Annotated in this window: 29 protein-coding genes; 15 read left to right on the top strand and 14 right to left on the bottom strand. The window is 65.6% G+C overall.

Going from position 1 to position 25,682, the window contains the following annotated elements:
* Positions 1-182: 182 nt before the first annotated feature.
* Positions 183-674, top strand: a complete 492-nt coding sequence (locus ACNQVK_RS20060) for a DinB family protein (RefSeq protein WP_418030899.1) — start codon at positions 183-185, stop codon at positions 672-674.
* A 54-nt stretch (positions 675-728) separates the two neighbouring features.
* Entirely contained in the window at positions 729-1,160 is a 432-nt protein-coding gene (locus ACNQVK_RS20055) for a DUF4440 domain-containing protein (protein ID WP_418030898.1), read from the top strand.
* Between the two features lie 10 nt (positions 1,161-1,170).
* Here ACNQVK_RS20055 and ACNQVK_RS20050 read toward each other — a convergent pair whose 3' ends face one another.
* Entirely contained in the window at positions 1,171-1,605 is a 435-nt protein-coding gene (locus ACNQVK_RS20050; RefSeq protein ID WP_409549816.1) for a VOC family protein, read from the bottom strand.
* Positions 1,606-1,753: 148 nt separating this feature from the next.
* Here ACNQVK_RS20050 and ACNQVK_RS20045 point away from each other — a divergent pair, with 148 nt between their 5' ends.
* Entirely contained in the window at positions 1,754-2,665 is a 912-nt protein-coding gene (locus tag ACNQVK_RS20045; protein ID WP_418030897.1) for an MBL fold metallo-hydrolase, read from the top strand.
* Between the two features lie 220 nt (positions 2,666-2,885).
* Positions 2,886-3,227 carry a hypothetical protein gene (locus ACNQVK_RS20040; RefSeq protein WP_418030896.1) on the top strand — a complete coding sequence of 114 codons (342 nt, stop codon included), beginning with the start codon at positions 2,886-2,888 and terminating at the stop codon, positions 3,225-3,227.
* A gap of 71 nt (positions 3,228-3,298) precedes the next feature.
* On the opposite strand, the gene ACNQVK_RS20035 is transcribed toward ACNQVK_RS20040, so the two are convergent.
* Together ACNQVK_RS20035 and ACNQVK_RS20030 are read right to left on the bottom strand one after the other, a co-directional pair.
* Positions 3,299-4,618, bottom strand: a complete 1,320-nt coding sequence (locus tag ACNQVK_RS20035) for an IS256 family transposase (protein WP_016894482.1) — start codon at positions 4,616-4,618, stop codon at positions 3,299-3,301.
* A gap of 155 nt (positions 4,619-4,773) precedes the next feature.
* Positions 4,774-5,430 (bottom strand): VOC family protein, encoded by a 657-nt coding sequence (locus ACNQVK_RS20030; RefSeq protein WP_418030895.1) that lies wholly within the window; start codon positions 5,428-5,430, stop codon positions 4,774-4,776.
* A 174-nt stretch (positions 5,431-5,604) separates the two neighbouring features.
* On the opposite strand from ACNQVK_RS20030, the gene ACNQVK_RS20025 reads away from it, so the two are divergent.
* The gene (locus tag ACNQVK_RS20025) at positions 5,605-6,201 is read left to right on the top strand and encodes a TetR/AcrR family transcriptional regulator (protein WP_418030894.1); all 597 of its coding nucleotides are present in this window, start codon (positions 5,605-5,607) and stop codon (positions 6,199-6,201) included.
* Positions 6,198-6,677 carry a DUF6653 family protein gene (locus ACNQVK_RS20020; protein ID WP_418030893.1) on the top strand — a complete coding sequence of 160 codons (480 nt, stop codon included), beginning with the start codon at positions 6,198-6,200 and terminating at the stop codon, positions 6,675-6,677. The genes ACNQVK_RS20025 and ACNQVK_RS20020 overlap by 4 nt, the downstream gene beginning before the upstream one ends.
* An 11-nt stretch (positions 6,678-6,688) precedes the next feature.
* Here ACNQVK_RS20020 and ACNQVK_RS20015 read toward each other — a convergent pair whose 3' ends face one another.
* From ACNQVK_RS20015 to ACNQVK_RS20005, 3 genes are read right to left on the bottom strand one after another with little or no spacing between them, the layout of a single operon-like run.
* Complete coding sequence (locus tag ACNQVK_RS20015) at positions 6,689-8,272, bottom strand: diol dehydratase reactivase ATPase-like domain-containing protein (RefSeq protein WP_418030892.1); 1,584 nt, start codon at positions 8,270-8,272, stop codon at positions 6,689-6,691.
* Positions 8,269-8,628, bottom strand: a complete 360-nt coding sequence (locus ACNQVK_RS20010; protein WP_418030891.1) for a diol dehydratase small subunit — start codon at positions 8,626-8,628, stop codon at positions 8,269-8,271. The genes ACNQVK_RS20015 and ACNQVK_RS20010 overlap by 4 nt, the downstream gene beginning before the upstream one ends.
* Positions 8,625-10,904 carry a propanediol/glycerol family dehydratase large subunit gene (locus tag ACNQVK_RS20005; protein WP_418030890.1) on the bottom strand — a complete coding sequence of 760 codons (2,280 nt, stop codon included), beginning with the start codon at positions 10,902-10,904 and terminating at the stop codon, positions 8,625-8,627. Before ACNQVK_RS20005 ends, ACNQVK_RS20010 begins: the two co-directional genes overlap by 4 nt.
* A gap of 266 nt (positions 10,905-11,170) precedes the next feature.
* On the opposite strand from ACNQVK_RS20005, the gene ACNQVK_RS20000 reads away from it, so the two are divergent.
* From ACNQVK_RS20000 to ACNQVK_RS19980, 5 genes are all read left to right on the top strand, one after another.
* Entirely contained in the window at positions 11,171-12,601 is a 1,431-nt protein-coding gene (locus ACNQVK_RS20000) for an APC family permease (RefSeq protein ID WP_418030889.1), read from the top strand.
* 176 nt (positions 12,602-12,777) lie between these two features.
* Positions 12,778-13,857 carry a PucR family transcriptional regulator gene (locus ACNQVK_RS19995; protein ID WP_418030888.1) on the top strand — a complete coding sequence of 360 codons (1,080 nt, stop codon included), beginning with the start codon at positions 12,778-12,780 and terminating at the stop codon, positions 13,855-13,857.
* Between the two features lie 75 nt (positions 13,858-13,932).
* A complete protein-coding gene (locus tag ACNQVK_RS19990) occupies positions 13,933-14,277 on the top strand; it encodes an ArsR/SmtB family transcription factor (protein WP_418030887.1) in 345 nt (114 codons plus the stop codon).
* Positions 14,277-14,966, top strand: a complete 690-nt coding sequence (locus tag ACNQVK_RS19985; RefSeq protein WP_418030886.1) for a cation diffusion facilitator family transporter — start codon at positions 14,277-14,279, stop codon at positions 14,964-14,966. Before ACNQVK_RS19990 ends, ACNQVK_RS19985 begins: the two co-directional genes overlap by 1 nt.
* A 21-nt stretch (positions 14,967-14,987) precedes the next feature.
* Positions 14,988-15,605 (top strand): methyltransferase family protein, encoded by a 618-nt coding sequence (locus ACNQVK_RS19980; RefSeq protein ID WP_418030885.1) that lies wholly within the window; start codon positions 14,988-14,990, stop codon positions 15,603-15,605.
* 11 nt (positions 15,606-15,616) lie between these two features.
* Here the strand turns inward: ACNQVK_RS19980 and ACNQVK_RS19975 are convergent, their stop codons facing one another.
* The 5 genes from ACNQVK_RS19975 to ACNQVK_RS19955 form a co-directional block, all read right to left on the bottom strand.
* The gene (locus ACNQVK_RS19975) at positions 15,617-16,012 is read right to left on the bottom strand and encodes a tautomerase family protein (RefSeq protein WP_418030884.1); all 396 of its coding nucleotides are present in this window, start codon (positions 16,010-16,012) and stop codon (positions 15,617-15,619) included.
* A gap of 97 nt (positions 16,013-16,109) precedes the next feature.
* Positions 16,110-17,366 (bottom strand): S1C family serine protease, encoded by a 1,257-nt coding sequence (locus tag ACNQVK_RS19970; protein WP_418034231.1) that lies wholly within the window; start codon positions 17,364-17,366, stop codon positions 16,110-16,112.
* A 426-nt stretch (positions 17,367-17,792) separates the two neighbouring features.
* Positions 17,793-18,356, bottom strand: coding sequence for a GNAT family N-acetyltransferase (locus tag ACNQVK_RS19965; protein ID WP_418030883.1), 564 nt, complete (start codon positions 18,354-18,356; stop codon positions 17,793-17,795).
* Positions 18,357-18,389: 33 nt separating this feature from the next.
* A complete protein-coding gene (locus ACNQVK_RS19960; protein ID WP_418030882.1) occupies positions 18,390-18,800 on the bottom strand; it encodes a transglycosylase family protein in 411 nt (136 codons plus the stop codon).
* A gap of 397 nt (positions 18,801-19,197) precedes the next feature.
* Entirely contained in the window at positions 19,198-20,553 is a 1,356-nt protein-coding gene (locus ACNQVK_RS19955) for an alpha/beta hydrolase-fold protein (RefSeq protein WP_418030881.1), read from the bottom strand.
* A gap of 139 nt (positions 20,554-20,692) precedes the next feature.
* Between ACNQVK_RS19955 and ACNQVK_RS19950 the strand changes: the two genes are divergently transcribed.
* The 3 genes from ACNQVK_RS19950 to ACNQVK_RS19940 all read left to right on the top strand — a co-directional run bounded on the left by ACNQVK_RS19950 (position 20,693) and on the right by ACNQVK_RS19940 (position 22,796).
* Positions 20,693-21,709: a TIGR03617 family F420-dependent LLM class oxidoreductase gene (locus ACNQVK_RS19950; protein WP_418034230.1), complete on the top strand. Its 1,017-nt coding sequence runs from the start codon at positions 20,693-20,695 to the stop codon at positions 21,707-21,709.
* Positions 21,710-21,778: 69 nt separating this feature from the next.
* Positions 21,779-22,168, top strand: a complete 390-nt coding sequence (locus ACNQVK_RS19945) for a TA system antitoxin ParD family protein (protein WP_044518633.1) — start codon at positions 21,779-21,781, stop codon at positions 22,166-22,168.
* Positions 22,169-22,205: 37 nt separating this feature from the next.
* Complete coding sequence (locus ACNQVK_RS19940) at positions 22,206-22,796, top strand: zeta toxin family protein (protein ID WP_418030880.1); 591 nt, start codon at positions 22,206-22,208, stop codon at positions 22,794-22,796.
* An 8-nt stretch (positions 22,797-22,804) separates the two neighbouring features.
* Here ACNQVK_RS19940 and ACNQVK_RS19935 read toward each other — a convergent pair whose 3' ends face one another.
* The 3 genes from ACNQVK_RS19935 to ACNQVK_RS19925 are packed head-to-tail and all read right to left on the bottom strand — an operon-like array spanning position 22,805 to position 24,755.
* Positions 22,805-23,161 carry a thiocyanate hydrolase gene (locus ACNQVK_RS19935; protein WP_418030879.1) on the bottom strand — a complete coding sequence of 119 codons (357 nt, stop codon included), beginning with the start codon at positions 23,159-23,161 and terminating at the stop codon, positions 22,805-22,807.
* A gap of 10 nt (positions 23,162-23,171) precedes the next feature.
* Positions 23,172-23,897 carry a thiocyanate hydrolase subunit gamma gene (gene scnC, locus ACNQVK_RS19930; RefSeq protein WP_044518636.1) on the bottom strand — a complete coding sequence of 242 codons (726 nt, stop codon included), beginning with the start codon at positions 23,895-23,897 and terminating at the stop codon, positions 23,172-23,174.
* A gap of 33 nt (positions 23,898-23,930) precedes the next feature.
* The gene (locus ACNQVK_RS19925) at positions 23,931-24,755 is read right to left on the bottom strand and encodes an SH3-like domain-containing protein (protein ID WP_418030878.1); all 825 of its coding nucleotides are present in this window, start codon (positions 24,753-24,755) and stop codon (positions 23,931-23,933) included.
* Positions 24,756-25,020: 265 nt separating this feature from the next.
* Here ACNQVK_RS19925 and ACNQVK_RS19920 point away from each other — a divergent pair, with 265 nt between their 5' ends.
* Positions 25,021-25,659 (top strand): FKBP-type peptidyl-prolyl cis-trans isomerase, encoded by a 639-nt coding sequence (locus tag ACNQVK_RS19920; protein ID WP_418030877.1) that lies wholly within the window; start codon positions 25,021-25,023, stop codon positions 25,657-25,659.
* Positions 25,660-25,682 lie beyond the last annotated feature (23 nt).

Below are 25,682 nucleotides of genomic sequence, written 5' to 3'. Positions count from 1 at the left end.
CATGCCGGTGCGATACGCATCGTCCATGCTCGGTCCGCAATCCACGCGGCGAGCGCCCTTGGGCCGTCCCAGTGCGCGGGCACTTCATCCCTCTCGGCACAGATCGCTGCGCCAGCGGCCTGTGTCTTCAGCCTGACCAATGCAGCCCGCGCCCAACGGGTAGCAGAATGGAGTGAATTCACATGGGTACCAGAAGAATTACCGATGGAGAAGAGCGAGCGATCATCGAGAACATGCTCGACGGCAACCGCGAGGCGCTCATCGAAACCGTGCGCGGGCTGTCCGACGCGGACGCCCGCCGACGACTCGTCACATCGTTGACGACACCGATCTCGTTGATCAAGCATGCCGCCGCCGCGGAACGCATCTGGTTCCAACGGTTCTGGGCGGGACTGAGCGAAACTGAATGCGACGGATACTCGAATCGCGACGAGGGCACCTTCGCCGTCGGCGACGACGAGTCGCTCGCCGAGGTGATCGCCGAGTTCGAACGTGCCAGCCGCCGATCGCGCGAGATCGCATCCCGTTTCGACCTCGATGACACCAAGGACAATCCCCGTGAGGGCAGGGTCAGCATGCGATGGACGCTGCTTGCCATGAGCGAGGAGTTCGCGCGGCACGCGGGTCACGGCGACATCCTGCGTGAACAGATCGACGCGGCCACCGCGCGGTAGCCCAGCCGTGAAACCCCTTGACCTCAACTGCGCTTGGGATTCTACGGTTGAGCCATGACGACGCAACGTCCATACCTGAACGCCCCGACCGCCGACGGCGATCAGGCGGTGCGGGAACTGATCGACCATCTCCAGCACGGTGGTGAAATCGGAGACGCCGACGTATACGACGGGATGTTCGCGGCCGACATCCTATGGGGCACACCAAAAGGCATGGTGCTCAAGGACTATTCGAACCTCAACCCGATCCATCGCCGGATGATGAGCGGTCCCCCGGTTGTGCCTGTTTCGCGCTTCGAGCCGGCGCAGGTGAGCCATCCCGCACCGGGCGTAGTGGTCGCCCAGATTCGCCGCAGCGCGCTGGACGGTGGTTTCAGCGAGATGGCGATGTACGTCTTGGTTCAGCACGGCGGGAAATGGTGGGTCGCCGCGGCGCAGAACACGCCCGTCGTCGACACCCTCCCGGCAGTGCCGGCTCCGCAGTGAGGTGAGCCGTTCAGTCGAGACAGAACTCGTTGCCCTCGATGTCCTGCATCACGATGCATGACTCATCGATGCCATCGGCGGCCAGCAGTCGCACGCGCACCGCACCCAACTCGACCAACCGCCCGCACTCGGCCTCGAGCGTCTCCAGACGCTCCTGACCGACCAGTCCGGCGCCAACCCGCACATCGAGATGCACGCGGTTCTTCACGACCTTGCCTTCGGGAACGCGTTGGAAGAACAGTCTCGGACCGATGCCTGAGGGATCCACGCAGGCATACATCGAACCCTGACGCTCCGGGGGCAGCGTTCGATCGAAATCCGCCCACGCGTCGAACCCCGGTGGTGGCGGCGGGACGACGTACCCCAGCACGGCGCACCAGAACCGGGCGACACGCTCCGGATCCGCGCAGTCGAAAGTGACTTGGAACTGCTTGACCGAGGCCATCGGTCGACCATATCGGCGCCTGCCGACTCTGCCGCTGCCCGACACGTCCTGTTCGATCGACGGATGAATCTCGCCTCCGGAGGGCGTTCCCCGGGAAAGACAGGTCATTTCACCATGTCTTCCGGTACAGCCCTCAGGAGGAGAACGCATGAGCTTGGACAACATTTCACACCTCGGAAGTCCGGTCGACGAGTTGGTGCCGTCACGCTATGCGGTACAGGTCGGCGACATCGAGGTACTGGTGATCAGCGACGGGGTGCTGCCGATCACCGCTTCGACGCTGGGCACCAACGTCGAGCCGGCCGAGCTGGCGGGCTGGCTGGGCGACAACTTCCTTCCGCCCGAGGTGGTCGACTGGCCATTGAACGTGGTGGTGGTGCGCAGCGGCGATCGGACGATCCTCGTCGACGCCGGGCTGGGGCTGGAGTTTCCGGACTTCCCGCGGGCCGGCAACACGGTCCAGCGGCTCGAGGCCGCCGGTGTCGATCTCGGTTCCGTGACCGATGTGGTCCTCACCCACATGCACATGGACCACGTCGGCGGGTTGATCACCAAGGGCCTAAAGGAACGACTGCGTCCCGACCTGCAGATCCACGCAGCGACCGCCGAAGCCGAGTTCTGGGAGGCACCCGACTTCACCCACACGGTCATGCCCCAGCCGATCCCCGACGTACTTCGTAGGGTCGCGACGCAGTTCCTGGACGAATACCGGGGCCAGCTGCGGACGTTCGAGACCGAGTATGAGGTGGCGCCGGGAGTGCTCATCTCGCGCACCGGCGGTCACACCCCGGGGCACAGCGTGGTCCGCCTGGAATCCCGCGGCGACAAGCTCACGTTCGCCGGTGACGCCGTCTTCGCACCCGGGTTCGATAATCCCGAGTGGCAGAACGGATTCGAGCACGATCCCGAGGAGGCCGCGCGGGTCCGAATCCAGCTTCTGCGCGAGCTGGCGGCTACCGGAGAATCGCTGGTGGCCACCCACCTGCCGTTCCCGTCTGTCTGCCACGTGGCAACCGCCGGTGACGTCTTCCGCTGTGTGCCGACCACCTGGGACTACTGATCGCTCGGAGCGGTCGGCCGGCGCCCCAGTGGAGAGCGCCGGCCGACTCGCGCCTTGTTTTTTGACAGCTACGTCAAACTTCAAGCGGCGTTGGAGTTTTTGCCAGCGAAGTTCGGATTTCCACCCGCAGCACGTGCAGAGCTGCGAGCATGGCGATGACGGTGCGGCAATGGCAAACGTCACGGCCGGCCCGTTTGAGTCCCAGACGAAGGAGCGGCAGATGAGTTGGATGATGGCCCCTGAGGCGCGAAACGCACTGACGAGAGCAGCCGTGGCGGCGATCGCTGGAGTGTTCGTGCTGGGCGCGGTCCCGGCGAGCATGATGTCCGTCGCTGCGGCGGCACCCCGCATACCCGCCGCTCCCGAATCCCCCATCAGCCCCGACGATCCGGCGTGCGCGACGGAGGGGTGGAATCCGGACTGCTTCGGTGGCATGTACGACCAGGTGCCAGACGACGGAATACCCGGTGACAACGCCGCCGAAGGTGGCATACCGGCTCCGGCAATGGTGCCGAATGTCGACGGGTCGATGAGCCCGCCCGGCACGCCGGGTGCCATCTAGCCCCAACGCGTCCATCTCGGCCAACCCCGACGACCGGTGAGTAATTGTCAATACCTGTGGATTGGTGTTTTTCAGGCGACCTCCGTTCCGGTCGGGGTGGCCGGGTTGTCGGCCGGTTCGGGTGGGGTGATGTCGACGGGTCGTTCGAGCAGTTTGCCTTTGTGGAACACCGCTCCGGCCCGGACCAGGGCGACCAGGTGCGGGGCGTTCACCGCCCGCCAGCGGGCTTGTGCGGCGTCAATGAGCTTGTAGGCCATGGCGATACCCGCCGCGCGGGAACCCGGCCCCTTGGTGACCTTGGTGCGCAACCGGACCGTGGCGAAGGTCGACTCGATCGGATTGGTGGTGCGCAGATGTACCCAGTGCTCGGCGGGATAGTGGTAGAACTCCAGCAGCACATCGAGGTCGTCAACGATCTTGGCCACGGCCTTGGGGAACTTGGCGCCGTAGTCCAGTTCGAAGGCTTTGACCGCGACCTGCGCGTGGTCGATGTCCTCGGCGCCCGCGATTTCCCGCATCGCCGCGATCGCCCCCGGATGCGCCGACTTCGGTAGTGCGGCAAGGACATTGGCCTGCTTGTGAAACCAGCACCGCTGCTCACGGGTATCGGGGAACACCTCACGGACCGCTTTCCAGAACCCCAGAGCACCGTCCCCGACCGCGAGCACCGGGGCGCGCATGCCACGGCGCCGGCAGTCCCGCAGCAGATCCGCCCACGAGTCCGCTGATTCGCGGTACCCGTCGGTCAGCGCGACCAGTTCCTTGCGGCCGTCGGCGCGCACCCCCAGCATCACCAGCAGGCACAGTTTGTCCTGCTCCAGGCGGACCTTGAGATGGATGCCGTCCACCCACAGGTACACATAATCGGTGCCCGACAGGTCCCGGCGGCCGAACGCGGCGGCCTCGTCCTGCCACTGCGCGGTCAGTCGGGTGATCGCCGGAGCCGAGAGCCCCGCCCCCGAGCCGAGGAACTGCTCCAACGCCGGACCGAAGTCGCTGCTGGACAGGCCATGCAGGTACAGCAACGGCAGCACCTCGGCCATCTGCGGGGACTTACGCGCCCACGCCGGCAGTATCTTCGACGAGAATCGTTGCCGCTCACCGGTTTCCGGATCGACCCGTTTGTCGTTGACCCGCGGCGCCTTCACCTCGATCGCCCCAGCGCCGGTGAGCACCTCCCGGACGTTGTGGTGGCCGTTGCGGACCACCAGCCGGTGCCCATTCTCGTCGACCTGATCGACGAACTGGTCGACATAGGCGGCGACCTCGGCCTGCAAAGCGGCGGCCAGCATCTGCCGGGCACCGTCGCGGACAATCTCATCCAACAACGACCGACCGGCACCGCTGCGGGTGTCGTTGGCCTGCGCGACATCGTGAACTACGGTGAGCACGGGCGTGCCTTCCCAACCAGCGCGCCAACGCCGGTCTTGATCAGAAACGAACTGGACTTGTGATCATCCCCGGGAAGGCGCGCCCACATTCACGCCGCCCTACCAAGGCTCATCCACAGGTTCTGATCATTGCTCACGACCGGTCCTGCCGGCCCTCAAGAGGCTCCTGCCGCGAACAGAATCAAATTGCCGTCCGGATCCCTCACGATGAAAGTCCTTGCACCCCAGGGCTCTGTCGTGAGTGTGCGATACAAGTCGACACCGAGGTCTCGGTAGTCGACGAATAGTTCCCGTAGCGCGGCCGCCGACGTCAACGTTATCGACGCCGACAACAATTGCTCACGTTCTCGGATATCGCCGACGAACACCGGTTCGTCGACTCGCCGAAGATTCAGCCGCGCATCACCACGACGGACCTGGGCATAGAACGACGGCTCACCGTAAACGAAGGCGATCTCGAATCCCAACGCGGACCGATAGAAGTCACATGATGCGTCGATATCGGTGACATAGATCTGCGCCTCGACAACCATCACATCCGGCATGGCCTGCACGTCACCGGCATCAGCGCCGCCAACTGTCACCGCGGAAACCCCTTCCTTGAGTGCACGCCAATCCTGAAATCCGTTCTGCCGCGCCACCAACTCCTGCGCGTCGGTCAGCTTGAACTGTGCCTGCAACACCTCGCGGTCACTCAGGGACCGATACCGCGGAAGAACGGCTCGGATGTGGGCGGCGACCGGATAGTAGCCATCACGATGCCAACGGACGTAGAGCTTGGCCTGCTTGCGGAGATTCTCGAGACTCGGCATACGACGCTTCCATGATCAGTAGGTCAGGCCGGGCATCGCCCTTCGGCCGAGGTCGGCCGACGCGCCTCAAGCGTCTTCGCCAGCCTCACACGCAGCTCCGCACCTGTCAATTGTCCGAAGGAGGCTCGCCAGGCAGGGGTAGGCTATGACCACATTGCAGAAAGAGTCATAGCTATGGCGACAGCGTTCACTCAGAACGAGAAGCAACGAATCAGCGACGCCCTGCTCGACGCCGGCGAACAGCGGTTCACCGCGCACGGTTTGAAGAAGACATCGCTCGATGAGCTCGTCGCGGCGGTGGGCATCGCCAAAGGCAGTTTCTACGCCTTCTTCGACTCGAAGGAGTCGCTGTACCTCGAGGTGATGCTGAAGCGGGCACCGAGGGTGGCCGCCCGCGTCGCTGCCACCCTCGAGGTCCCGGTGAGCGAGGACGGACTCGTTGCGGTCCTGCGGGGCGTCACCGACGCACTGGCCGACGATCCCATGTACCGGCGGCTGATCATGCGCCCCGAAGAACTCGACGCCGTAACCCACCGCCTCGGCAGCGAGCAGATCGCCCGCGTCACACCACATCTCGTGACACCACTGCTCGACTACCTGACGACGGGCCAGAACGAAGGCGCCCTCGTCGACGACATCGAGCCCGCGGTCCTGCTCCAAGTCATCCGCACCATCGGCCTGGTGGTCATGCATCGCGACCGCTTCGAACCCGGCTACGACTCCGTACTCGATGCCACCATCCGCACGCTGGCGAGAGGAATGCTGCAATGAGCCTTCTGGACAGGTACGCCCGCATGGCCGGGATGAGCGACGAAGCGTGGCGGCGCCATGCCAATCCGTGGAGCGTGTGGACCAGATTCGCCGCCATCCCGCCGGCGATCCTGGCGATCTGGAGCCGCACATGGATCAGCTGGTGGGCACTGGTCCCGCTGGCGGTGGTCGCACTGTGGCTGTGGTGGAATCCGCACGCATTCGCGCCCATCGACAAGCCGACGGCGTGGTCGTCGAAGGGCATTTACGGCGAACGGATGTGGATGCGTGACAGGACCCGGATTCCGCAGGGATTCAGGGTCGTCCAACGAATTTGGACACTGAACGCGCTCGCCGGATTCGCCATGCTCGTCTACGGCTTGATCGCGCTCCAAGCGTGGCCGACCATATCGGGCGCCGCACTGATCGTCCTCGGTCAGCTGTGGCGCATCGATCGGCTCGGGATTCTGTACGAGCAGTCAGGCGAGGAACCGTAGGGTCGTCGCGTCTACCCTCTCGTCGCCATGGCGACGAGCCCGTAGGCCACCGCAAAGCGGTGACCCAGCTGTCCACCCACATTGCCTCTGCCCACACTGACCTGATGGCCGAGTTGTTCACTGACCGCTCGGACGAGTTCGTCGTCACTGGCTCCGCCACCGACCAGGAGCACTCCGGTCGCGCCGGGTGCCACCTGTTCCAGTCCCCTCAGCACGTTGCCCCCGATGACCAGCCTTTTCGACGCGAGTCGCCAACTGCGCCATTCCGTTCCGGACATCCGCGACGTGAACGGCAGTAGGCCGCTGGGGGCCGCGGTCAGCAGCCACCCCGTACACCGGCCGCTGATCGGCTTTTCCAGAAACTGGCGACGCCCATGCTCGTCCTCGACGAGTTGAACGGTGACCGCCGTGACCGCCTCCGCGCGTTTCGCGTACTCCGCCGCGCTTCTGGAGATGTCGAGGGCGCTGGAGGTGGCGGTGGTGAGCAGTTGCCCCGCCCCAGGCAGGACGACGCGGGATCCGTTCGTGACGACGTCCACGGTGCCACCGCCGATGTCCACCACCACGACGTCGTCGGTCACACCGGGCGTGGTCACGGCCCCGACCCGCGCCGCAGCGGCCTCCGAGTCGATTCGGGTGACGTCGACCCCGAGTGCTTCTCCGAGCTCATCGGCGCCGGCCGGCGCGGCCTCGGCACCCCCCATGGTGGCCATCACCACACTGTCGACGGCGACCGTTCCTCGTCGTGAATTTGCCTGTGCCGCAATATCGGCCAAATGTATGGAATGGACCAAGCCGGTCGGTCCACCGACTTCGCAGGCCGAGTCGGACGTCCGCAGGGTTGGCGTGTCGCGTGCCGGTGCAGAACTGTCGAGCGCGACGACGGCGCACGCGCTGTCGAAGAGCCGGTCCGCGACGACGCGGGCGTCAACCCGTTCGTCGTCCCGCAAGCTGAACACATCGGCCAGCCAGAACGGGTCGGTGAGGTGCTGCAGTGGCGCCACGCCCTGGCGCACCTCGACGGCGATCAGCGTCGCCGAAAGCAGCTGCCGCACATCGACATCGTCAACCACCGGCAGGGCGGTCCCGAGCCGGTTCGACACCAGCACCGCCTCGTCGTTCTCCGTCAGCACCGCGACGACGTTGCGGCCGTCCTCGATTGCCGCGTTCACCGCGCCGGCCACCTCCCGGTATCCCCAATCCCGGGTCGCGCAGGCGACGACCGGGCGACCGTCGACCTGGCCGAGATGCTCGACCGGTACGGGCACACCGACGCCGACTGCGTCGCCCGCGGTAGTTGCCGCCGATCGGGTGGCGATGGTGAGGCGTCCGGTGCGCCGCGTCTCCAGCTTGACCCGTTCGACCGACGACCGGACGGGACCGGTTGGGGCGAATGCCGCCCGCTCGATCGCCAGCCCGTGCGCATCGGCCAGGCGTCGTGCCAGCTGTGCGGCGCCCTGGACCGCCCGCGGCGACCCCTTGCCGCCGCGCGTCGGCGTGCGCGCGCTGGCCAATACGTCGAGTTCGGCGCCCGCACCGCAGAGGACCACCTCGGTAGTGGAGTTGCCGATGTCGACGCCGGCCCAGATGGTCATCGCAGCAGGCCGCGCCGTTGGTAGACCTCGGCGGCCTCACGGACGAATTCGGCGCAGATGTGCGCCTGCTGTCCGGCCAACTTCTGTGCAAGATCCTGCAACTCGGCGAACGTGGAGCGACCCGGTCGAAGGGCCTCGTACGCCGACAGCATGTCCTCAGAGCTCAGCGCGGTCATCTCGGCCGCTCGCCGCAGATTCATGGCGAGCTGCGCCGACCCGGTGCGCTCGGCAGTAGCTGCCTGAACGAGCAGGGTCTCTCGGCTGATCCGGATGTCGTCGAGGGCGAGGTCGCCGTTGCGGGCAGCCTCGACGGTCACCTCGGCAACGCTCCGGCCGGAGTGTGAGGAGACGGTCATTGCGTGAACTCCAGTTCGATGTGAGGGTTTGCGTTCTCGTCGCGGTGTTCGGACTGCTCCCGCTCGATGGCGACCATCGACACCACCCTGGTGTGGTACCTCGCGGTGATCGCCTCCTCCGTGTAGGCGTTGCGCATCGGGGCCGGTGTAGCGCCCTTGGCGTGCCGACCGGCGTTGATCCCGATGAGCCGGTACATCTCCGGTGTGATGAGAGGTGCGACGCTGAGCAATTCGAGGTTGGCCAGCGGCGTGAGGTCACGCCGGTGGATGATCGTCGTGCCCTTGGCCTGGAGCCCGACCGCGATGCCGGATCCGGACAACTGAGCCGCGGACTTACCGATGGCCCCCAGGTCGATGCTGTCGGTGATCCGGACCAGGCGCGGCACACACTGCTCCTCCTCGAGCCCGGCCAGAATCTGTTCCAGCGCGTCATAGATGGTCAGACCCGACAGTGTCTGAAACAGCTTGGTACCGAAGGCGGGTGAGACGCCGATGACGACCTCCCGGGGGTCGTCGCCGACCCGGGCGGCGCCGACCGCAACGAGCCGCTCCGGCTGGGCGAAGGTGGCCTGCTCCTTGACCAGATCGGCCACCGACCTCGCCTGCCGTACCGCGTCGATCTGGGCCTGCCGCTCCGCTGACGGTCGATATCCAGTCCCGGGCCCGCGGTAGTCGTTCGGGTCCTGCAGCGCCGACAGCACATTCATCTCCTCGTCGAAGATGGCAGCAGTCTGCAGGTAATCGCCGGTGACTCTGGCCTTGGCCATGCCCAGCACGCGGTCGGCGAGGTCGGTGAAACCGGTCTCGGCGAGCGCGGTGACGACATCGAGCACGGTGAGCCCCGACTGGTCGATCATCCTGGCCGCGCTGAGCACCTTGACCCCGTCGGTCTGCGGCAGATCCTTGGAACCTTGCGCTCCCACAACCGCTTCCACGTGATCGTCGTCGAAGTCGGCGAGGCCGAGATACTCGAAAACCGCTCGCGTGGCTTCGGCAGCCAGCCGCCGCATCGCCTCCAGCGTGGTCGGGTCGACCGACCGCAATCCCCCGTCGACGCCCCAGTCCCGCTGCAGCACCAGGTAGTCGTCGAGATCGTCGGCATTGAAGTTCGAAGGCCCGAACATGTTGTCGTAGGCGGACACGGACCCAAAACCGGAGAAGATGAAATCCGACCCGGACAGCAGCACCGGCAGCGTCCGGCTGGTCCGGCGCATCGTCGACTCGGACATCAAACTGTCGTTGCCGCTGCACGACTCCAGCCCGCGGAGCATGACCATCAGGTTCTCGGCGATCAGTTCGCGAACGCCCCCGGGCACCGAGGCCGTGATGCCGGCACCGTCGATACCGCCGTTTTGCACTCCCTGCGCTCCGATGCCCTTGGCCAGCGCCACGCACCGAGACTCCAAGTAGTTCATGGACTTTCGCTCGGCCTGGCCCATGAGCACCTCGGAGCCGGCCCCACTGGACAATCGCATCTTGATGCCGCGCGAGGCATACGACGAGGTCAGGAACGCCTTGGACCACGGAGTGTCGTCGCCGTCGGTGAAGACCTGCTCGGTGCCGTAGACCGACACCGTCTCGGCGTAGGACACCAGCCCGCGCACACCCAGCTCCAGCTCGCGTGCCTCCTCGACTGAGCACTGGGTCAGGGCACCGGGCGCTGGCACCTGGGACCCGATCAACAGTCCCACCGCGACGGCCGGGGCATCGTCGAGCACCGGCACCGTCGCCTCCAGTTCCCGGAACCCGTAGACCACTGCGGTAGCCGCATCGGCGGCGATCAGCAACGGATCGTCGAGCCGATTGGTGACGTGGGCCTGGTTCGCCGGGGTCCGGCGCGCACGCATCTTCATCATCGCCATCTGGATCTCGACCGGTTGCAGCATCGAGACGACGCGAGCCATCTTGGCCGGGGTCAGACCCGCGCAGACCCGCAGCACCTGCTCACGGGGCACGCTCGAATCCACGATCATCCGCGCCAGATCGGTCTCGTTCATTGCCATCGACCGGGGCGCCTCGGTGTGGTCGATGGCGTACCGCACGATGAACTCGTCGATCGTGTCGAAGCTCGTGGCCGGGGTCGAGTCCATCTCGAGCACGCTGCCGTCGTCGGCCACGACCCAGGACGGTGCCGGGTCGTGGGGCGAAAGGTGCGAGATCATCCCCAGGTCCGGGTCGGGCTCGGCGAACCCGTCGAGGTTGACGCGCTGCTCGTCCAACAGCCGAATGCGTCCCAGCCGATGATCCTGCTCGATGTCGGTGCTGTTCAGGTGCATGCCGCTCGCCGTGCCTCTCTATTGCGTGACGAGGCTCAGCATTGACGGAACGGCGTCGGGGGAACAACGACCCGCGCGCACCTTCCAACAACCTGTTTGATGCGGACGCCACTTCCGTCGCTCGGTGTGACCTGGCCTACAACAAGGTGTTGGAAAGAGGCGCCCGACCACTGGCCGACACCACGTCCTTCTCGCAGACTTCATCCCCGGAACTCGACGAGCGGCGAGTCAGCCGCTCCCGTGCCAGAGGTCAGAGAGGATCGCCCATGTCCCAGGTTGTCGACGCGGACAACACAAGGAGTCGCGACACGTCACCCGACGGCCGCCCCGCCAAACTGCGCGGGAACCTCGGTGTGCCCGCCATCGTGCTGATGGTGGTGGCCGCCGCGGCGCCACTGTCGACCATCGGCGGCAACGTGCCGATCGCGATGGTGCTCGGAAAGACGACGGGTATCCCGGTCGCCTTCCTGGTGGCCGGAGCGGTCTTCCTGCTCTTCGCGGCCAGCTTCGTCGCGATGTCGAAGTACGTCACCAAGCCCGGTGCCTTCTACGCCTACATCCAGATGGCACTCGGCCGCGCAGCCGGGGCCGGGGCCGCCGTGCTCGCCCTGCCGGCATACATGGCGACGCTGTTGGGCGTGGCGGCCTACGACGGCGTCATCCTGTCCGGCCTCATCGAGCGCTTCGGCGGCCCCGAGATCCCGTGGTGGTTGCTGACGGCGCTGGTACTGGCTGCCGTCGCGTGGCTGGGTTACCGCGACATCGATCTCAGCGCCAAGGTGCTGGGGATCTTCCTGGTCTCCGAGGTGGCCATCCTGGTCGTCCTCGACCTGGTCATCGTGCTGCGGGGCGGTGAGCACGGAATCACCGGTGACTCCTTCACCCCGCAAGGCCTGGCAGGTGGGGTCGGAATCGCTCTGTTGTACGCGTTGTGGGGCTTCGTCGGCGTGGAGGCGACCGCGGTCTTCCGCGACGAGGCCAAGGACCCCGACCGGACGGTTCCGCGGGCGACCTACTGGGCTGTCGGCATCGTGGCGAGCTTCTACGCCTTCTCGAGCTGGGCGCTGATCGAGGGCAACGGCGGCCCGGACGCCATCGCGGCCGCCGAGGCCGATCCCGACAACTTCATGGTGAACACCGCCCAGCAATACCTCGGCATGCTGGGGCGCGACCTCACCACCGGCTTCTGGTTCATCAGCGTGTTCGCCTGTGCCCTGGCCTTCCACAACATCGCCTCGCGATACGCCTTTGCGCTGGGACAGAGCGGCGTTTTCTCGAAGCGCCTGGGCGAGGTCCACGGCCGCCACGGCGCCCCGTCGAACGCGTCGCTCGCCATCACCGTCGCTTCGTTCGTGATGATGGGCATCTTCGCCGCTCTCCAGCTGGACCCGGTGCTGCAGATCTTCGGGCCCCTCGGCGGCCTCGGCATCTACGCACTGGCGATCCTGTGGTTGCTGACGACGATCTCGGTGGTGATCTTCTTCAGCCGCCGCGGCGACTCGACCCGCAAAGTGGTGTTGGGCTCGGCGGCCACACTCGCCCTGCTCGGGGCCCTGGTGCTGGTCGTGTCCAATCTGACCCTGATCGTCGGTGGCAGCTCAACCCTCGCAGCGATCTTCGGCGTGATGCCGCTGGTGCTGTTCGGTGGGGGCATGCTGCTGAGTCGGCGCTCGACCGCAGACCTGACCTCGGTGTGATCGACGAGGGCATGCTCGCGGCCTCTCCGGTCCGCGAGCATGCCCCTCACGTGCTGCGGGAACGCCCGCGATTTGCTGGTACCGTCGAGCTCGGGGGTGTGGGTGTGCCGCCGTGGTCTCGCCGACAAGAACGACGAACAAGCGGGCCGCAACGGTAGATCAGGAGAAGGCGCGACATGTCCCAGGACTCGCCGCTGAGCGTGGCGGCGGCCTTGACCGTGGCGCCGTTGGACCGGGGCTCCGTGGTCGCCGGCCATCGCGGCCTGACCCGTGAAGTCGCCTGGGTGGACATCATCCACGCGCCTGCTGAGTCCTTCATCCGCCCCGGCGACCTCGTGCTGTGCACCGGCGCCGATATCCGGCAGCCGGGCAACCGGGAGTTCCTCGCTTATCTCGTGTCCTCCCATGCGGCGGGGCTCATATTGAGCCCTCCCCCCGAGATCACGGTCCGCGAACTCCTCAACTCGCTGGTTCCGCTCGCCGATCGTCATGAGTTCCCGGTGGTACTTCTGCCATGGGAGATCCCCTTCGCCGATGTTCAGAAACGCCTGCTTCCCCTGTTGAGTCCCGCAATTCCCGGCGCACAGGTCGAGATGGCCATCGGACGGCGCCAACATGACGACGCGGGCTGGAACGACCTTGCCGCGGCCTTCGGCGAAGCCCTCGACGAGTTGGCGGTCTCGGCCGGCGTCTCCGTGCACTCTTCGGTCACCGATGACCTCGTGATGTGCCACTTCTCCTCGGCCCCGTCGGCGTCCACCGTTTCCGTGTTGGTCGCGTCCGCTCAGCGGCTGAGTGCGCTTCCCGAAAATCTCGTGAGTTGGGCTTTGCTCCCTCCGGTCCACGGACAGTCCGTCCCGGTGCCGACATCGGTACCGGCGGCCCTGCCCGGCCGGCCGGCCGGCTCGCGTCAATTCGCTGAGGTGCTGCGTCAGGACCCCCAGTCCATGGCGACCATCCTCGAGACCTTGCAGCCGCTCATCGAGTACGACAAGACGCGCCGCGGGCAGCTCGTCCACACGTTGGAGATCCTCCTCAACGAGGCCACCAACATCAGCGCCGCAGCCAGAGCGCTCTATCTCAACCGGCACTCCCTGATCTACCGGATCAAGCTCATCGAGGAACTCACGGGCCTGTCGCTCAAGGACCCCGCCGACCGCTTCCAGTTGGAGGTCAGCGTTCGCGTCCACCAGATCAATGAGGCACGCATCGACGGTCAACGGCCTGGGCCTGTGACAACCGCTTGCTTTCCCTGACGGTCACGGGCAGTCCACTCCCCTTGTGACGTCCCACACCGGCGACGATTCATCCTTTTCTGAATACACCCGAAGATGTACAGTCGGGGCGTGGAGACTCTGACCCAGGTGGCGGTATTGGCTCGGTTCGGGCACGCCCTATCGGATCCGACCCGGTCCAAGGTCCTGCTGGCTCTCAAAGATTCACCCGCCTATCCGGCCGACCTGGCCGAAGCCGCGGGAGTATCCAGGCAGAGCATGTCCAATCACCTGGCCTGCCTTCGTGGTTGCGGCCTGGTGGTGGCAGTTCCAGAGGGCCGCCGCACCCGCTACGAACTTGCCGACCCCAAACTGGCCCATGCGTTGAACGATCTGCTTCATGTGGTGCTGGCAGCCGATTCGGAGCACTGCCCGAACGCCGCGACCGACGGGTGTTGCTGATGGCGTCTGACCTTCGGCAACCGCCCGCTCCCCTTGGCCCGGCGCGACGGGCGTTGCTGCACCGGCGGATCCGATGGTTCGTCGCGGCGACCATCAGCTACAACGTGATCGAGGCGATTGTGGCCATCGGCGAGGGCACCAGGGTGTCCTCGACCGCGTTGATCGGATTCGGGCTCGATTCGGTGATCGAAGTGTCCTCGGCTGCTGCGGTGGCGTGGCAGTTTTCGGGCCCTGACCCGGAAGCCCGAGAAAAGACCGCACTGCGGATCATCGCCGTGTCGTTCTTCGCACTGGCGGGCTACGTCACGGTCGAAGCGATCCGCTCACTGACCGGGGCGGCCGAGGCCCGGCACTCGGCGATCGGCATCGCACTGACCGCGGCCAGCCTGATCGTCATGCCGGTGCTGTCCTGGGCTCAACGCCGGGCGGGCCGTGAGCTGGGCTCTCGATCGGCGGTCGCCGACTCCAAGCAGACACTGCTCTGCACCTACCTGTCCGCCGTGGTGCTCGCCGGTCTGGTCCTCAACAGCCTGTTCGGCTGGAGTTGGGCCGACCCGATCGCCGCACTCATCCTCGCCGGTGTCGCCGTCCACGAAGGGCGCGAAGCGTGGCGCGGCCAAACCTGCTGCAACACAGCCATTCCCGACACCGACGCCGAAGATGACTGCTGCCCGAACTGCGGTGACTGACCGACTGAGGAGATGATGATCATGGCTGTCACGGCACTGATTCTCTATCTGGTTTTCGCGGTGCTGGGGTTCGGATGGCGCAGTTGGGTCCAATACCGACAAACCGGCTCGACTGGGTTCCGGGGCATTCACGGGCACCCCGGCTCGCTCGAATGGTTGGCCGGGGCCGGGTTCATCGTGGCGATCATCGTGGGCGTGGGCGCTCCGGTCGCGCAGCTCCTCGGAGTCCTCACCCCGATCTCCGTCCTGCAGGCTCCGTGGATTCAGGCGCTCGGGACAGTGCTGGCCGTCGCCGGAATCGCCGCCACCGTCCATGCCCAACTGGATATGGGCGAATCCTGGCGAATCGGCGTCGACCCCGAGGAGACGACAACGTTGGTGCGCACCGGTGTATTCGGAATTGTGCGCAACCCGATCTTCACCGCCATGCTCGTGTTCGCCGCCGGGATTACCCTGATGACGCCCAATCCGGTCGCGCTGTCGGCCTTCGTCGTGCTGTTGGCCACGATCGAACTGCAAGTCCGGGTTGTCGAGGAGCCCTATCTTCTCCGCGCCCACGGACAGCCGTATCGCGACTACTGCGCCGGCGTCGGACGTTTCCTACCCGGTGTCGGACGGGACGAGAACTCTGATCGATAGCGCGCAGCCGATCACACGTTGACGTCGAAACCCAGGTTGACATCGCAGGCGGCCTGCCCGCCACGAACGCCCCAGTTCTCCAGCGCGCTCTCCCGCAGCAGGATCGTGATGTGGTCGGAGGGTATGCCGAGATCCTCGAGACGAGTGACGATCTCCCGGTAGAGATTTCGTTTGGCCTGCACCGATCGACCGGCAAAGCAGTCGATGGTGACAAGCGTGTACAGCCCAGGGTCTGTCAGGCCCGGCGAATACGAGAACCGATGTGGTTCATGGGAGAACAACCGGACATGCTTGTCGCCGCGAGGTATCTGGAATGCGGCCACGAGCGCATCGTGCACCGCGTCGATGATCGCGACCTCTTCTGATTCGGCGTACCGTCGCCTGACCTCGATGAGCGTGCTTGGCATCCGGGAATCGTCACACATCCGGCGTCTGCCCGTCATGCCATTTTCGACGGATGAACCCCAGCCCTGAAGTACCGGGCTGGGGCTCATGTTCGGGTCGTCAGGCCTGCAACTGACCCAAAGTGACGTCCACAGTGCTCGATGCCCCGGACTGGTCCTCGTAGGTCAGCGTCACGGTGTCGCCCGGCGCCTTGGAGCGCACCGCGGCGACCAGGGCATCTGGACCGTCGATCACCTGGTCGTCGAGTTTGGTGATCACCGCGCCGTCAGGCAGGCCGGCCGCCGCGGCGGGGCCGCCTTGGACGACACCGGCGACGGCTGCGCCCCGGGTCCCTTTGCCGGAGAGCTGGACACCCAGCGAGGCGTGCTGGACCGTTCCGGTCGAAACCAGTTCGTCGGCAATACGTTTGGCCTGATCGACCGGGATGGCGAAGCCCAGGCCGATCGACCCGGCCTGCCCGCCACCCTGCGAACCCTGGCCGCCGCCCAACGATGCGATCGCCGAGTTCACCCCGATGAGGTCGCCGTTCATGTCGACCAGTGCACCCCCGGAGTTGCCCGGGTTGATCGCCGCGTCGGTCTGAATCGCGCTCATCACCGACTGCTGGCCGCTCTGGCCGTCACCGGTCGCCACCGGGCGGTCCAGCGCGCTGATGATGCCGGTGGTCACCGTCCCCTGCAGACCCAGCGGTGAGCCGACCGCAACGACGTTCTGCCCCACCTTCAGGTCCTTCGACGATCCGATCGAGATCGGGGTGAGCCCGGAGACGTTCTGCGCCTTGACCACCGCGATGTCGTCGTCGGGATCGGTGCCGACGACGGTGAACGGCACCGTGCGCCCGTCGGACATCGTCACGGTCGCCTGCATGGCGCCGCTGGTCCGGCCGGAGCTGTTGGTCGAAGGTCCGTCGGGCGAATACTGGTCGCCACCGGGGAACTGGCCACCGGGAAACAGGCCCCGCGGGAAGCCGGGGTACTGGCCGTCGGGCGACGCCTCGGCGGCCATGGGCCCCTGACCTCCGGCGCCTTTGGCGGCGGAAGCGACGACATGGTTGTTGGTCAGGATCAGGCCGTCTTCACTGAGGACGATGCCGGACCCTTCCTCGCTGCCCTGCCCGGTCTCGATCTGCAGCTTCACCACGCTGGGCAACACCTTGGCCGAGACCTGTTCGACCGACCCGGCCGGTGCTGCCCCCTTCGGCTGCGCAGGAGCTGCTCCGGTGATCGGCGAAGGCTTGCCGACCCGGTCGGCGACCGGCGCCTGGGCGACGGGCGTGGGCTGTCCGGGATGATCCACCACCGCTACCGCCGCGACTGCGCCCGTAGCCATGGCCACCGCGGCCGTGCCGGCAACCAGAACACCGACGCGGGTCTTCTTCTTCGGCTGTGCGGCCTCCGGTCCCAGCGGTGCGTCGACGAGCGGCGCGTCGAATTTCTGGGTCATCTCGGGGTGCAGCCCGTAGTGCGGGTAGGGCTGCTGATAGCCCTTGCGGCTCCAGGGACTTGGATTCCGTTGATCCGCCTCCCGTTTCGCCTCCCATTCGCGGTTGCTGTTGTGTGATGGCATCCCCGACCACTGATTCATTCCGTTTGCTTCTTCCTTGCGACACCGACCCATATGCGCCGCGCCGGCGCCTACGTAGATGGTGCAGCCCCGCACTGAGGGTTTGCTGAGAGTGAGTTCAGCGCCGCCCAAGACTTTTTCGCGCCAAGGGAGCCAATGTGCGGTCTGCGTCACGCGTGCGTACCGTCACACCCTGCCGCGGCGAGCAGAGTGAAAGCCCTACTGCGGCAGGAACGTCCCCAGCCGTGCCGATGCCAGTACCTGTTCGGCGTCGAATTGCTCGAAGGTTCCCAGCTGGGCAAAACCGAGCCGGTCAGCCAGTCGAAGCGCCGCCAGGTTTGCCGTCTGGGTGACGATCACGACCGGTTGGTCGGCGAGTTGCCCTGCGGCGCAGCGCAGTAACGCGCGACAGGCCTCGGTCGCATAGCCCTTGCCCCATGCATGTGCCCGAAAGACATAGCTGAGCTCGAGCTCGTCACCGCCTTCATTCACATGACCGGGCAATTCCGGATCACGGCGGCTGAGTGTCACCATGCCGAACATGTCGTCGGATTCCCGGTCGGCCGCGATGTAACAGCCGTCAGACGCCAACAAGGTTGCCGCGCCCACGGAGGCCACCGTCGCGCGAACCTCCGCCTGGGCGCGCGGCCCGCCGAGGAAACGACGCACCCCCTCATCGGTCTGCGTCTCGATGAACCCCTCGCCGTCGTGGTCGCGGCCCTTTCTGAGCAGCACCCTGTCGGCCTCGATGCGGGTGGCGGTGAACATGGGCCGGTCGTCCATTCGCGCTCGATCAGCTCCGGGGCGACGGTGTGATCATCCCAGCGGATTGAGCACCAATGTGCACAGCCTGGGCAAGTTTCTCAGGGGAATCCAGACCATCACCTGGCGACAGGTTCCTGTGGCCTGGCCGACCGGGCCTCCGCAGACGGGCCAGGCGCCGAGGCCTTGAGTCTGCAACACGTTGCGCGCCACGCGAATCTGCTCCTCGCGGCTCGCCATGGCGGGCGATCCGCTGCCCCCATGGGAAGCCCATGTGGCTGGAGTGAACTGCAGCCCACCGTAGAAGCCGTTGCCGGTGTCGGCCGCCCAGTTGCCGCCTGACTCGCATTGCGCCATCGCATCCCAGTTCGGTTCGGCGCCGGCAGTCGGAACCATCAGGAGGGTCTGAGCCAGGGCGATCGCACCGATGAACCCGAAGACGGTGACGACCTTGCGCACGCGCATGTCGATCCCTTCGTGGCGGCGGGCACTACCTGTGCACGCCGGTAATGGCGGGGCGAAAGACTATTTGCAGCCCATCGTGATACAGAGTTTACCGATGGGGCGAAAGTAAAATAGCCGTGCTAGAGAGTCTAATTATCTTCTTTGAGTTTATTTAATAGTTATGGGCTTCTTGTGGCCGGTGAGGAACGTGAGACCACAGCTGCACGCCCTGTAACTGCAGGTCAGATGTCGACTCAGGCCGTGCCGCGGCCCACGGACGCGCAGGCACGGTTTTATAAAATTTCCCCGCGCCCACTGTGACAATTGCTACCTACTGTGAATTCCGTTTCCACTGCGATAGCAGTGAAAGAATTGAATTCTGTTGCAGATGTGACAATTGTGAAAGTTGAGGTTCCTGTTACAAGTCAGTGTTCACGATGTTGGCGGGGCGGAGCCGCGCGATGATCCCGTCGAGATCGCGGAGGAACATGTCGGGACGGAAGACGTGCCCTCCGGGCACCTCGTGCGCTTCGAACGGGATGCCTGCGCGGCCGAGGAGGTCGCGGAACTCGCGCTGGCCGGCCAGCACCTGCGTCTCGTTCACGCTGTCGAACCAGTTGAGCGGATCGGGACTGGTGCCGGCCACAAGGAAGATCCGCTTGTTGCGATAGCTCTCGATCCGCTCGACCGGGTTGTCGGCACTGACCCTGGCCTGGTCCCAGAACGGAGCGCCGTAGACCGTTCCGCCGCCCAGATCCAGAACCGCCGACGTGATGTTCGCCCAGTGCACCACGAGGCCGAAATCGCGGCGCAGACTCGCCGGACCGGAATGAGCACTGACCGACGCGAAGTGGCCGTAGTACTTCGCCGTGTACTTCAGCGCGCCGAAACCGCCCATCGAGAATCCCCCGACCGCGCGCCCGTCGTACTCGGCGTACGTCCGGAAATTCGCCTCGATCCACGGCAGCAACTGGGCGATGTGGAATGTCTCCCAGTTGCGCGGTCCGACGAATGAGGTGACCGGGTTGGAATACCAACCGGCGTGTCCGCCGTCGGGCATCACCACGATGATCGGCTTGCCTGCCGTCCAGTCGCGGATCCCCAGGAAGTCGAACTGACGGAAATCGTCGGCACCCCCGTGGAACATGTACAGAACGGGATAGGTGCGGCCGCTGGTGTGATAGTCATCGGGAAGGAGAACGTTGACGCCGGGGTTCCAGCCGACGGCAGCGGTCTGGAATCGGTAGTACCACAGGCGCGGATCGTTCTCGTTGCGGTCGACGATCCGCAGGCCGAACCCGTCGCTGCGACCGCTGAAGATGACCAGCGCCTGTCCCGGGGTGATATGGCCGGGGTCGGATATGCCGTTGACACCGGCGATCGGTGGGTAGAACGAGGCGTCACCATAGAACCGTGATGCCAACGCCGACAACGTATCCCCCGGAGCGACCGAGTATCTCTTGAGTTCGGGGACGATGAGCCGTTGCCCCGGGCTGAGGGTGGCGCCCTCGGCGATCCCGTTGGCGGCGGCGATCAACCTGGACAACTCCGCATGCCCGTAGAAACGCGACGCCACGGCCGACAACGTTTCTCCGGGGGCGACGGTGTACCGCGCGTAGTCGGGAAAGACCAGCTTCTGTCCGACGTTGACGACGTCCGGATTGGGAATTGCGCTGGCCGCGGCGATCAGCCGGTACAGCTCCGCGTCTCCGTAGAACCGCAACGCCAACGCTGACAGCGTCTCCCCCGCCACGACCGTATGAATCCTGACCATTGGTCCCCTCCTTCAGTTGCAACACGCTCTGGTTTACGACGAGTCCGGTTGCCCTGATCTCCCGCAAGTCTAGGCGCCCGGTGGCGTGAAACGGTTGACTTCTAAGGCATTACGGATGTTCGGCACGTACGCTCCCCACGTGTACGTCGACGTGATGACCGTTCCGCAGCCGCTGGCAAAAATCGGTGACCTTGCCCGCCGCACCCAGTCCGCCGGATTCTCCGGGCTCCTGCTCACCGAAACGGGCCGCACGGCATATCTCAACGCGGCGGTCGCGTCTCAGGCGGCTCCCGGGCTGGAACTGTCGACCGGTGTCGCCGTTGCCTTTCCGCGCAGCCCGTTCATCACTGCGGCGTCGGCCTGGGAACTGCAGGAAGCAACCGGCGGCAGGTTCCGGCTCGGCATCGGCACCCAGGTCCGCACCCATGTGGTCCGGCGCTATGGGATGCCCTTCGAGCATCCGGGGCCGCGCCTGCGCGACTACGTGCTGGCCGTGAAGGCGTGCTTCGCCGCCTTCCGGACCGGCAAGCTCGATCATCACGGCGATTTCTACGACCTCGACTTCATCACTCCCCAGTGGAGCCCGGGGCCGATCGACGCACCTGATCCCAAGGTCGACATCGCCGCCGTGAATCCGTGGATGCTGCGCATGGCGGGCGAAGTCGCCGACGGTGTCCACATCCACCCGATCGGCGAGCCGGGTTATATCGCCCGCCACGTGCTGCCCAACATCGCCGCGGGTGCAGCCAAGGCGGGCCGCTCCCCCGACGACATCGCCAAGATCGTCCCCGTGATGACGATCGTCGGCGACAGCGAGGAAGAACGCGCCAACGAGCGCGAGTTAGTTCGGGCCAGCATGAGCTTCTACGGGAGCACGCCGAACTATGCGTTCATCTGGGACGAGGCCGGCTTCGACGGCACCACCGCACGCCTACGGGAGAAACAGAAAGCCGGTGACATCGCGGGTATGACGGCGCAGATCACCGACGACCACGTCGCCGCCTTCGCCACCGAATCGACTTGGGACGGACTGGCGGAGGCGTTGAGCGCCAAATATGCCGGAGTCGCCACCCGCGTCGTGCTCTACAACGCGCTCGGCGGGCCGCAACGTTTCGAGCGGTACGGCGAGATCGCCAGGCGGTTGTCGGCGGCATGACGCCAGTCACAACCCGTATATGTAGCATTCTGCTACGCTTGTTTCAGACTGCTACAACGGAGGCTCGCCATGACTGACACCGCAGATCGGGTGACCCGGTTCGCCGCAGACCTCATCGACAGTGCGGCCGCGGAAGGCGCACGTCAGAGCCGGTCGGCCAAGCAGCAGCTCGACCACTGGGCCCGCGTGGGCCGTGCCGTGTCGAGTCGGCACAGTGCGGCCCGCCGCAAGGTGGAAGCCGCCCTGGCAGGTGATATCCCACTTCGGGAGTTGACCGCCGAGGAAGGCGCGGTGTTCGACGCCGAGATCGCCGCGTCCATCGAAGAGAGTCTGGCGCGCGCCGACTACGGCAAGACGCTGGCCGCCCGCGGCATCACCACCGTCGCCCTCGACGAGAACGGCGAGATCGTGCAGTACCGGCCGGACGGCAGCACCGCGGCGCTGGCACACCAGCAGTGATCGCGGCTTGCACTGACACGGACCGTGCCGTCGCGCGGTGAAGCGTCTCGATCTCGTCGTCGGATGCAACGGCGCCGGCAAGTCCACCTTCGTCGAACTCACCCTGTCCCCGCTGCTTCCCGGTAGCCCCTTCGTCAATGCCGACGAGATCGCCAAGCGTCGCTGGCCCGAAGACCCGGCCCCGCACTCCTACGAGGCCGCGTTGGTCGCCGCCGAAACCCGGGCCAAGCTCATCGAGCTCGGCGAATCCTTCATCGCCGAGACCGTGTTCTCCCATTCCTCCAAACTCGAGCTCATCGACGAAGCGCACGCCGCCGGCTACACCGTGATCCTGCACTGCATCCTCATCCCCGAAGACCTGGCCGTGCTACGAGTGCGCCACCGGGTGCAAGCCGGCGGCCACCACGTTCCCGAGACGAAGATTCGTGAACGCTACCAACGACTTTGGGACCTTGTCGCGATCGCCGCGATGCGGGTGGACTCGGCGACGTTCTATGACAACAGCACCATAAGGGGCCCGCGGATCGTCGCCCAGATCGCGGGCGGATTCGTCGTCGGGTCGCCGTCCTGGCCGAAATGGACACCGGCGGCACTGAATTCCCGGTCGGTGGAAGGCAGCGATCACTGACCTGCCGGTCAGGTCCCCTCGAGTCGGTCCCGGACTTTTCGCATCCGTTCGGCCAGTGACTGCTCGTCGATGATGTTCCTGGCGACCAGCGAATGTGTCAGTGCGGCAAGCTGGTTCTCCGGGTACGGCAGTGTCACATACACCTCGTTGACCAGACGGTCCTCATCGTCTCGGCGAGTGAGCAACGGCAGAGTCACTCCCTCGTGGTCGAGTGCGTCGCACATCCCGTCGAGACTCGACTTCCACGGCGGAACCAGGTTGGAGACGCCATACTTCTGCGCCATGCGGGGCCACACCTGCCCGCGCCCGACAAGCTCCTCCAGCGTCCGCACCCTGACTGTCGTCACGTCCTCTTCGTCTGTCATCGGGTGCCCCTCAATATCCTTCGGCCGGCCGGACCGCCGCATGCACCGGACGCTGCGCATTCGTCGTCACGCCGGGCTTCGGCAAGGCGACACCGATCATGCAGTCGCGGGTGACGATCTCGGCGAGTTGCTCCTCGGTCCAGCCCTCGGTTCCGGCGGGACGGACCGGCAGCACCATGAAGCGGCGTTTGGAATTGGAGTCCTCGATACGGATCTCGACATCGTCGGACAGGAAGAGGCCGAATTCCCCGAGTACCTGACGCGGCCAGCGCACGATGCGGCGCCGATAGTTGGGCGTCCGATACCACTCGGGTGAATTGCCCAGAAGCGGCCGCGGATAACACGAACACAAGGTGCAGACGATCACGTGATGCAGAGTCGGGGTGTTCTCGAGCACCTCCAGTGCGGTGAAGTCACTGGGCGTCCCGAAGCCGGTCGGGTGTAGCCAATCGATTCCCACTTCCCGGCTGGCGGCGATGGGATCACGGAGCGCCAGCTGCTTGAAATCCGGATCCACCCAGGCCTTCGCGACGAATCGCGAACCCGGCGCCGGTCCGATCTGTTCGACGAATTCGGTGTAATGCCGATGGTCTTCGGCGGTGAACAGGCCTTTCTCGATCGCCAATTCGCGCAGCGCGATTTCCAAGACCTCGAAATCGGTCACTTCCTCGACCATCGGTGCCGCATGCCGCTCGGATGCGTCGTCATGCGTATGTGCGGCGTCGTCGTGCGTCATGTCGCATTCCTGTTCGTCTGTCGAATGAGCGGTCTAACCCAGCGGCTGCAACCACAATTCGGAGATCTCGGCCTGGAGGGTGTCGCTTTCGGCGCCCGCATAGGGGTCCCACACGTCGGTCATGTTGAAGCGCACGATGTAGAACCATTGAGGTTTCTGCTCTTCGCGGTCGAACGCCTCGTCCTCGGGCACCAGGCTTTCGTAGGACACCTCGACGATCGTCGCGGGCTTGCCCCGCAGATACTCCTGGGTGCGGGTGTAGAAGATCGTCGGAAGGTCCCGCACGCGCACCCGATCACCAACGGCGAACCGAGGGGCCCCGGCCTGGCCGTCGAACCGCTGCGGATCGCCTTTACCGAGCGCCTCGATGTGATGGCGGTTCCTGGAGACCGTTGTCGGGTCACCGACGCTGCATGGCGCTGCCGACAGCGCGTCCACGCCACCGGCTGCCACGCGGGCGCGCACCTCGTCGACCCGCTCCAACAACTCGCGAAGCGTGATGTGGTCTTTCTCGACGAGGCACCGGGCGATGGCCCACACCCACCGGCCGTAATAGGGGAAGCCGTGGTAAATCGTGCGCCCCACGTCGACGTTCCCCAGCCGCCGCCGTTCTTCGGATGTCCAAATGCCACGCCAGCCGAGAACCTCACAGGTGACGAAGGTATTGAGTTCCCATGCCTCTTCTTGCTTTTCCTCGAAGATCGCCGGGGCGTCGGGATCGCCGCCGACGTCGTGCGGATTCTTCATGAAAGCGGAGAACAGCGTGTGGTCTATCTGATCGGGATAGGGCCAGTCCTGGAGCCGATGTAGGGCTGGGCGCAACTGGCTGACAAAGTCACCCATGGAATTGTTGGCCATAATCCGTGTCCTCGAGTGTGGATAAACGGTCTGCCTGCGGCGACGCTATCACGGGCAAACATCACCTGGCGCCTATCGATGAATCTGTCCGCCCAGCCCTTCACCGAATATTTGAATGTTCACAATTCCGTCGGAATTCACCGATCGGGCCGACAAGCGGACCGGCGATCGACAAAAGCCGAATTCGAACCCGCGACAGAGCATGCGGCCGCGATTGCCCGGCTATCGACGGGCACCACCTCGCGCCGCTGTAGCGTGACGAGGCATGAACTCCTTTCGCGTGCCTTCCTCTGTTGCGCTCGTGGCCTGCGCCGCATCGCTGACCATGGCGCTCGCCGCGTGCGGCTCCGACACGGACACCTCCTCGGCCACGTCCTCGCCGAGCACGCCGTCGGTCGCCGAGGTGCTCACGCCCTCGATCGCTGAGACCGCAACCGAGGCCAGCACGTGCCCGACCGCAGCTCCCCAGAACGCGGGCGCCCCCGAATGGACCGTGTCCGGCGCCACCGGCAGCGTTGCGGTCACCGGCTCCACCGACACCGCGGCGCCGGTGGTCAAGGTCGACGGACCCTTCAGCGTGGCCCAGACCCAGGTGCAGACCCTCAAGGCCGGCGATGGACCCGTCGTCTCACCGTCGGCGAACGTCACGGTCTGCTACATGGGCGTCAACGGACGCGACGGATCGGTGTTCGACAGCAGCTACGAACGTGGCGAACCGGTCGACTTCCCGCTCAACGGCGTGGTGCCGGGCTTCCAGAAAGCGATTTCAGGACAGAAGGTCGGGTCCACGGTGGCAGTGGCGATGACCTCTGCCGACGGTTACCCCCAGGGGCAGCCCGCTGCCGGAATCCAGCCGGGTGACTCGTTGGTCTTCGCGATCAAGATCCTCGACGCCCAGGGCTGAGTCCCACCGCCCGGCCCGGGCCC

Source organism: Mycobacterium sp. 134 (assembly GCF_048282715.1).
In the GTDB taxonomy this organism is placed as follows: domain Bacteria; phylum Actinomycetota; class Actinomycetes; order Mycobacteriales; family Mycobacteriaceae; genus Mycobacterium; species Mycobacterium septicum.
Note: the sequence above shows the minus strand (reverse complement) of the source record. Positions and strands in the feature narration are given on the sequence as shown.

Excerpts from the sequence above, each read along its gene's own strand:
- ACNQVK_RS20060 (WP_418030899.1), top strand. The coding sequence starts at position 183 with ATGGGTACCAGAAGAATTACCGATGGAGAAGAGCGAGCGATCATCGAG.
- ACNQVK_RS20055 (WP_418030898.1), top strand. The coding sequence starts at position 729 with ATGACGACGCAACGTCCATACCTGAACGCCCCGACCGCCGACGGCGAT.
- ACNQVK_RS20050 (WP_409549816.1), bottom strand. The coding sequence starts at position 1,605 with ATGGCCTCGGTCAAGCAGTTCCAAGTCACTTTCGACTGCGCGGATCCG.
- ACNQVK_RS20045 (WP_418030897.1), top strand. The coding sequence starts at position 1,754 with ATGAGCTTGGACAACATTTCACACCTCGGAAGTCCGGTCGACGAGTTG.
- ACNQVK_RS20040 (WP_418030896.1), top strand. The coding sequence starts at position 2,886 with ATGAGTTGGATGATGGCCCCTGAGGCGCGAAACGCACTGACGAGAGCA.
- ACNQVK_RS20030 (WP_418030895.1), bottom strand. The coding sequence starts at position 5,430 with ATGCCGAGTCTCGAGAATCTCCGCAAGCAGGCCAAGCTCTACGTCCGT.
- ACNQVK_RS20025 (WP_418030894.1), top strand. The coding sequence starts at position 5,605 with ATGGCGACAGCGTTCACTCAGAACGAGAAGCAACGAATCAGCGACGCC.
- ACNQVK_RS20020 (WP_418030893.1), top strand. The coding sequence starts at position 6,198 with ATGAGCCTTCTGGACAGGTACGCCCGCATGGCCGGGATGAGCGACGAA.
- ACNQVK_RS20015 (WP_418030892.1), bottom strand. The coding sequence starts at position 8,272 with ATGACCATCTGGGCCGGCGTCGACATCGGCAACTCCACTACCGAGGTG.
- ACNQVK_RS20010 (WP_418030891.1), bottom strand. The coding sequence starts at position 8,628 with ATGACCGTCTCCTCACACTCCGGCCGGAGCGTTGCCGAGGTGACCGTC.
- ACNQVK_RS20005 (WP_418030890.1), bottom strand. The coding sequence starts at position 10,904 with ATGCACCTGAACAGCACCGACATCGAGCAGGATCATCGGCTGGGACGC.
- ACNQVK_RS20000 (WP_418030889.1), top strand. The coding sequence starts at position 11,171 with ATGTCCCAGGTTGTCGACGCGGACAACACAAGGAGTCGCGACACGTCA.
- ACNQVK_RS19995 (WP_418030888.1), top strand. The coding sequence starts at position 12,778 with ATGTCCCAGGACTCGCCGCTGAGCGTGGCGGCGGCCTTGACCGTGGCG.
- ACNQVK_RS19990 (WP_418030887.1), top strand. The coding sequence starts at position 13,933 with ATGTACAGTCGGGGCGTGGAGACTCTGACCCAGGTGGCGGTATTGGCT.
- ACNQVK_RS19985 (WP_418030886.1), top strand. The coding sequence starts at position 14,277 with ATGGCGTCTGACCTTCGGCAACCGCCCGCTCCCCTTGGCCCGGCGCGA.
- ACNQVK_RS19980 (WP_418030885.1), top strand. The coding sequence starts at position 14,988 with ATGGCTGTCACGGCACTGATTCTCTATCTGGTTTTCGCGGTGCTGGGG.
- ACNQVK_RS19975 (WP_418030884.1), bottom strand. The coding sequence starts at position 16,012 with ATGCCAAGCACGCTCATCGAGGTCAGGCGACGGTACGCCGAATCAGAA.
- ACNQVK_RS19965 (WP_418030883.1), bottom strand. The coding sequence starts at position 18,356 with ATGGACGACCGGCCCATGTTCACCGCCACCCGCATCGAGGCCGACAGG.
- ACNQVK_RS19960 (WP_418030882.1), bottom strand. The coding sequence starts at position 18,800 with ATGCGCGTGCGCAAGGTCGTCACCGTCTTCGGGTTCATCGGTGCGATC.
- ACNQVK_RS19955 (WP_418030881.1), bottom strand. The coding sequence starts at position 20,553 with ATGGTCAGGATTCATACGGTCGTGGCGGGGGAGACGCTGTCAGCGTTG.
- ACNQVK_RS19945 (WP_044518633.1), top strand. The coding sequence starts at position 21,779 with ATGACTGACACCGCAGATCGGGTGACCCGGTTCGCCGCAGACCTCATC.
- ACNQVK_RS19935 (WP_418030879.1), bottom strand. The coding sequence starts at position 23,161 with ATGACAGACGAAGAGGACGTGACGACAGTCAGGGTGCGGACGCTGGAG.
- scnC (WP_044518636.1), bottom strand. The coding sequence starts at position 23,897 with ATGACGCACGACGACGCCGCACATACGCATGACGACGCATCCGAGCGG.
- ACNQVK_RS19925 (WP_418030878.1), bottom strand. The coding sequence starts at position 24,755 with ATGGCCAACAATTCCATGGGTGACTTTGTCAGCCAGTTGCGCCCAGCC.
- ACNQVK_RS19920 (WP_418030877.1), top strand. The coding sequence starts at position 25,021 with ATGAACTCCTTTCGCGTGCCTTCCTCTGTTGCGCTCGTGGCCTGCGCC.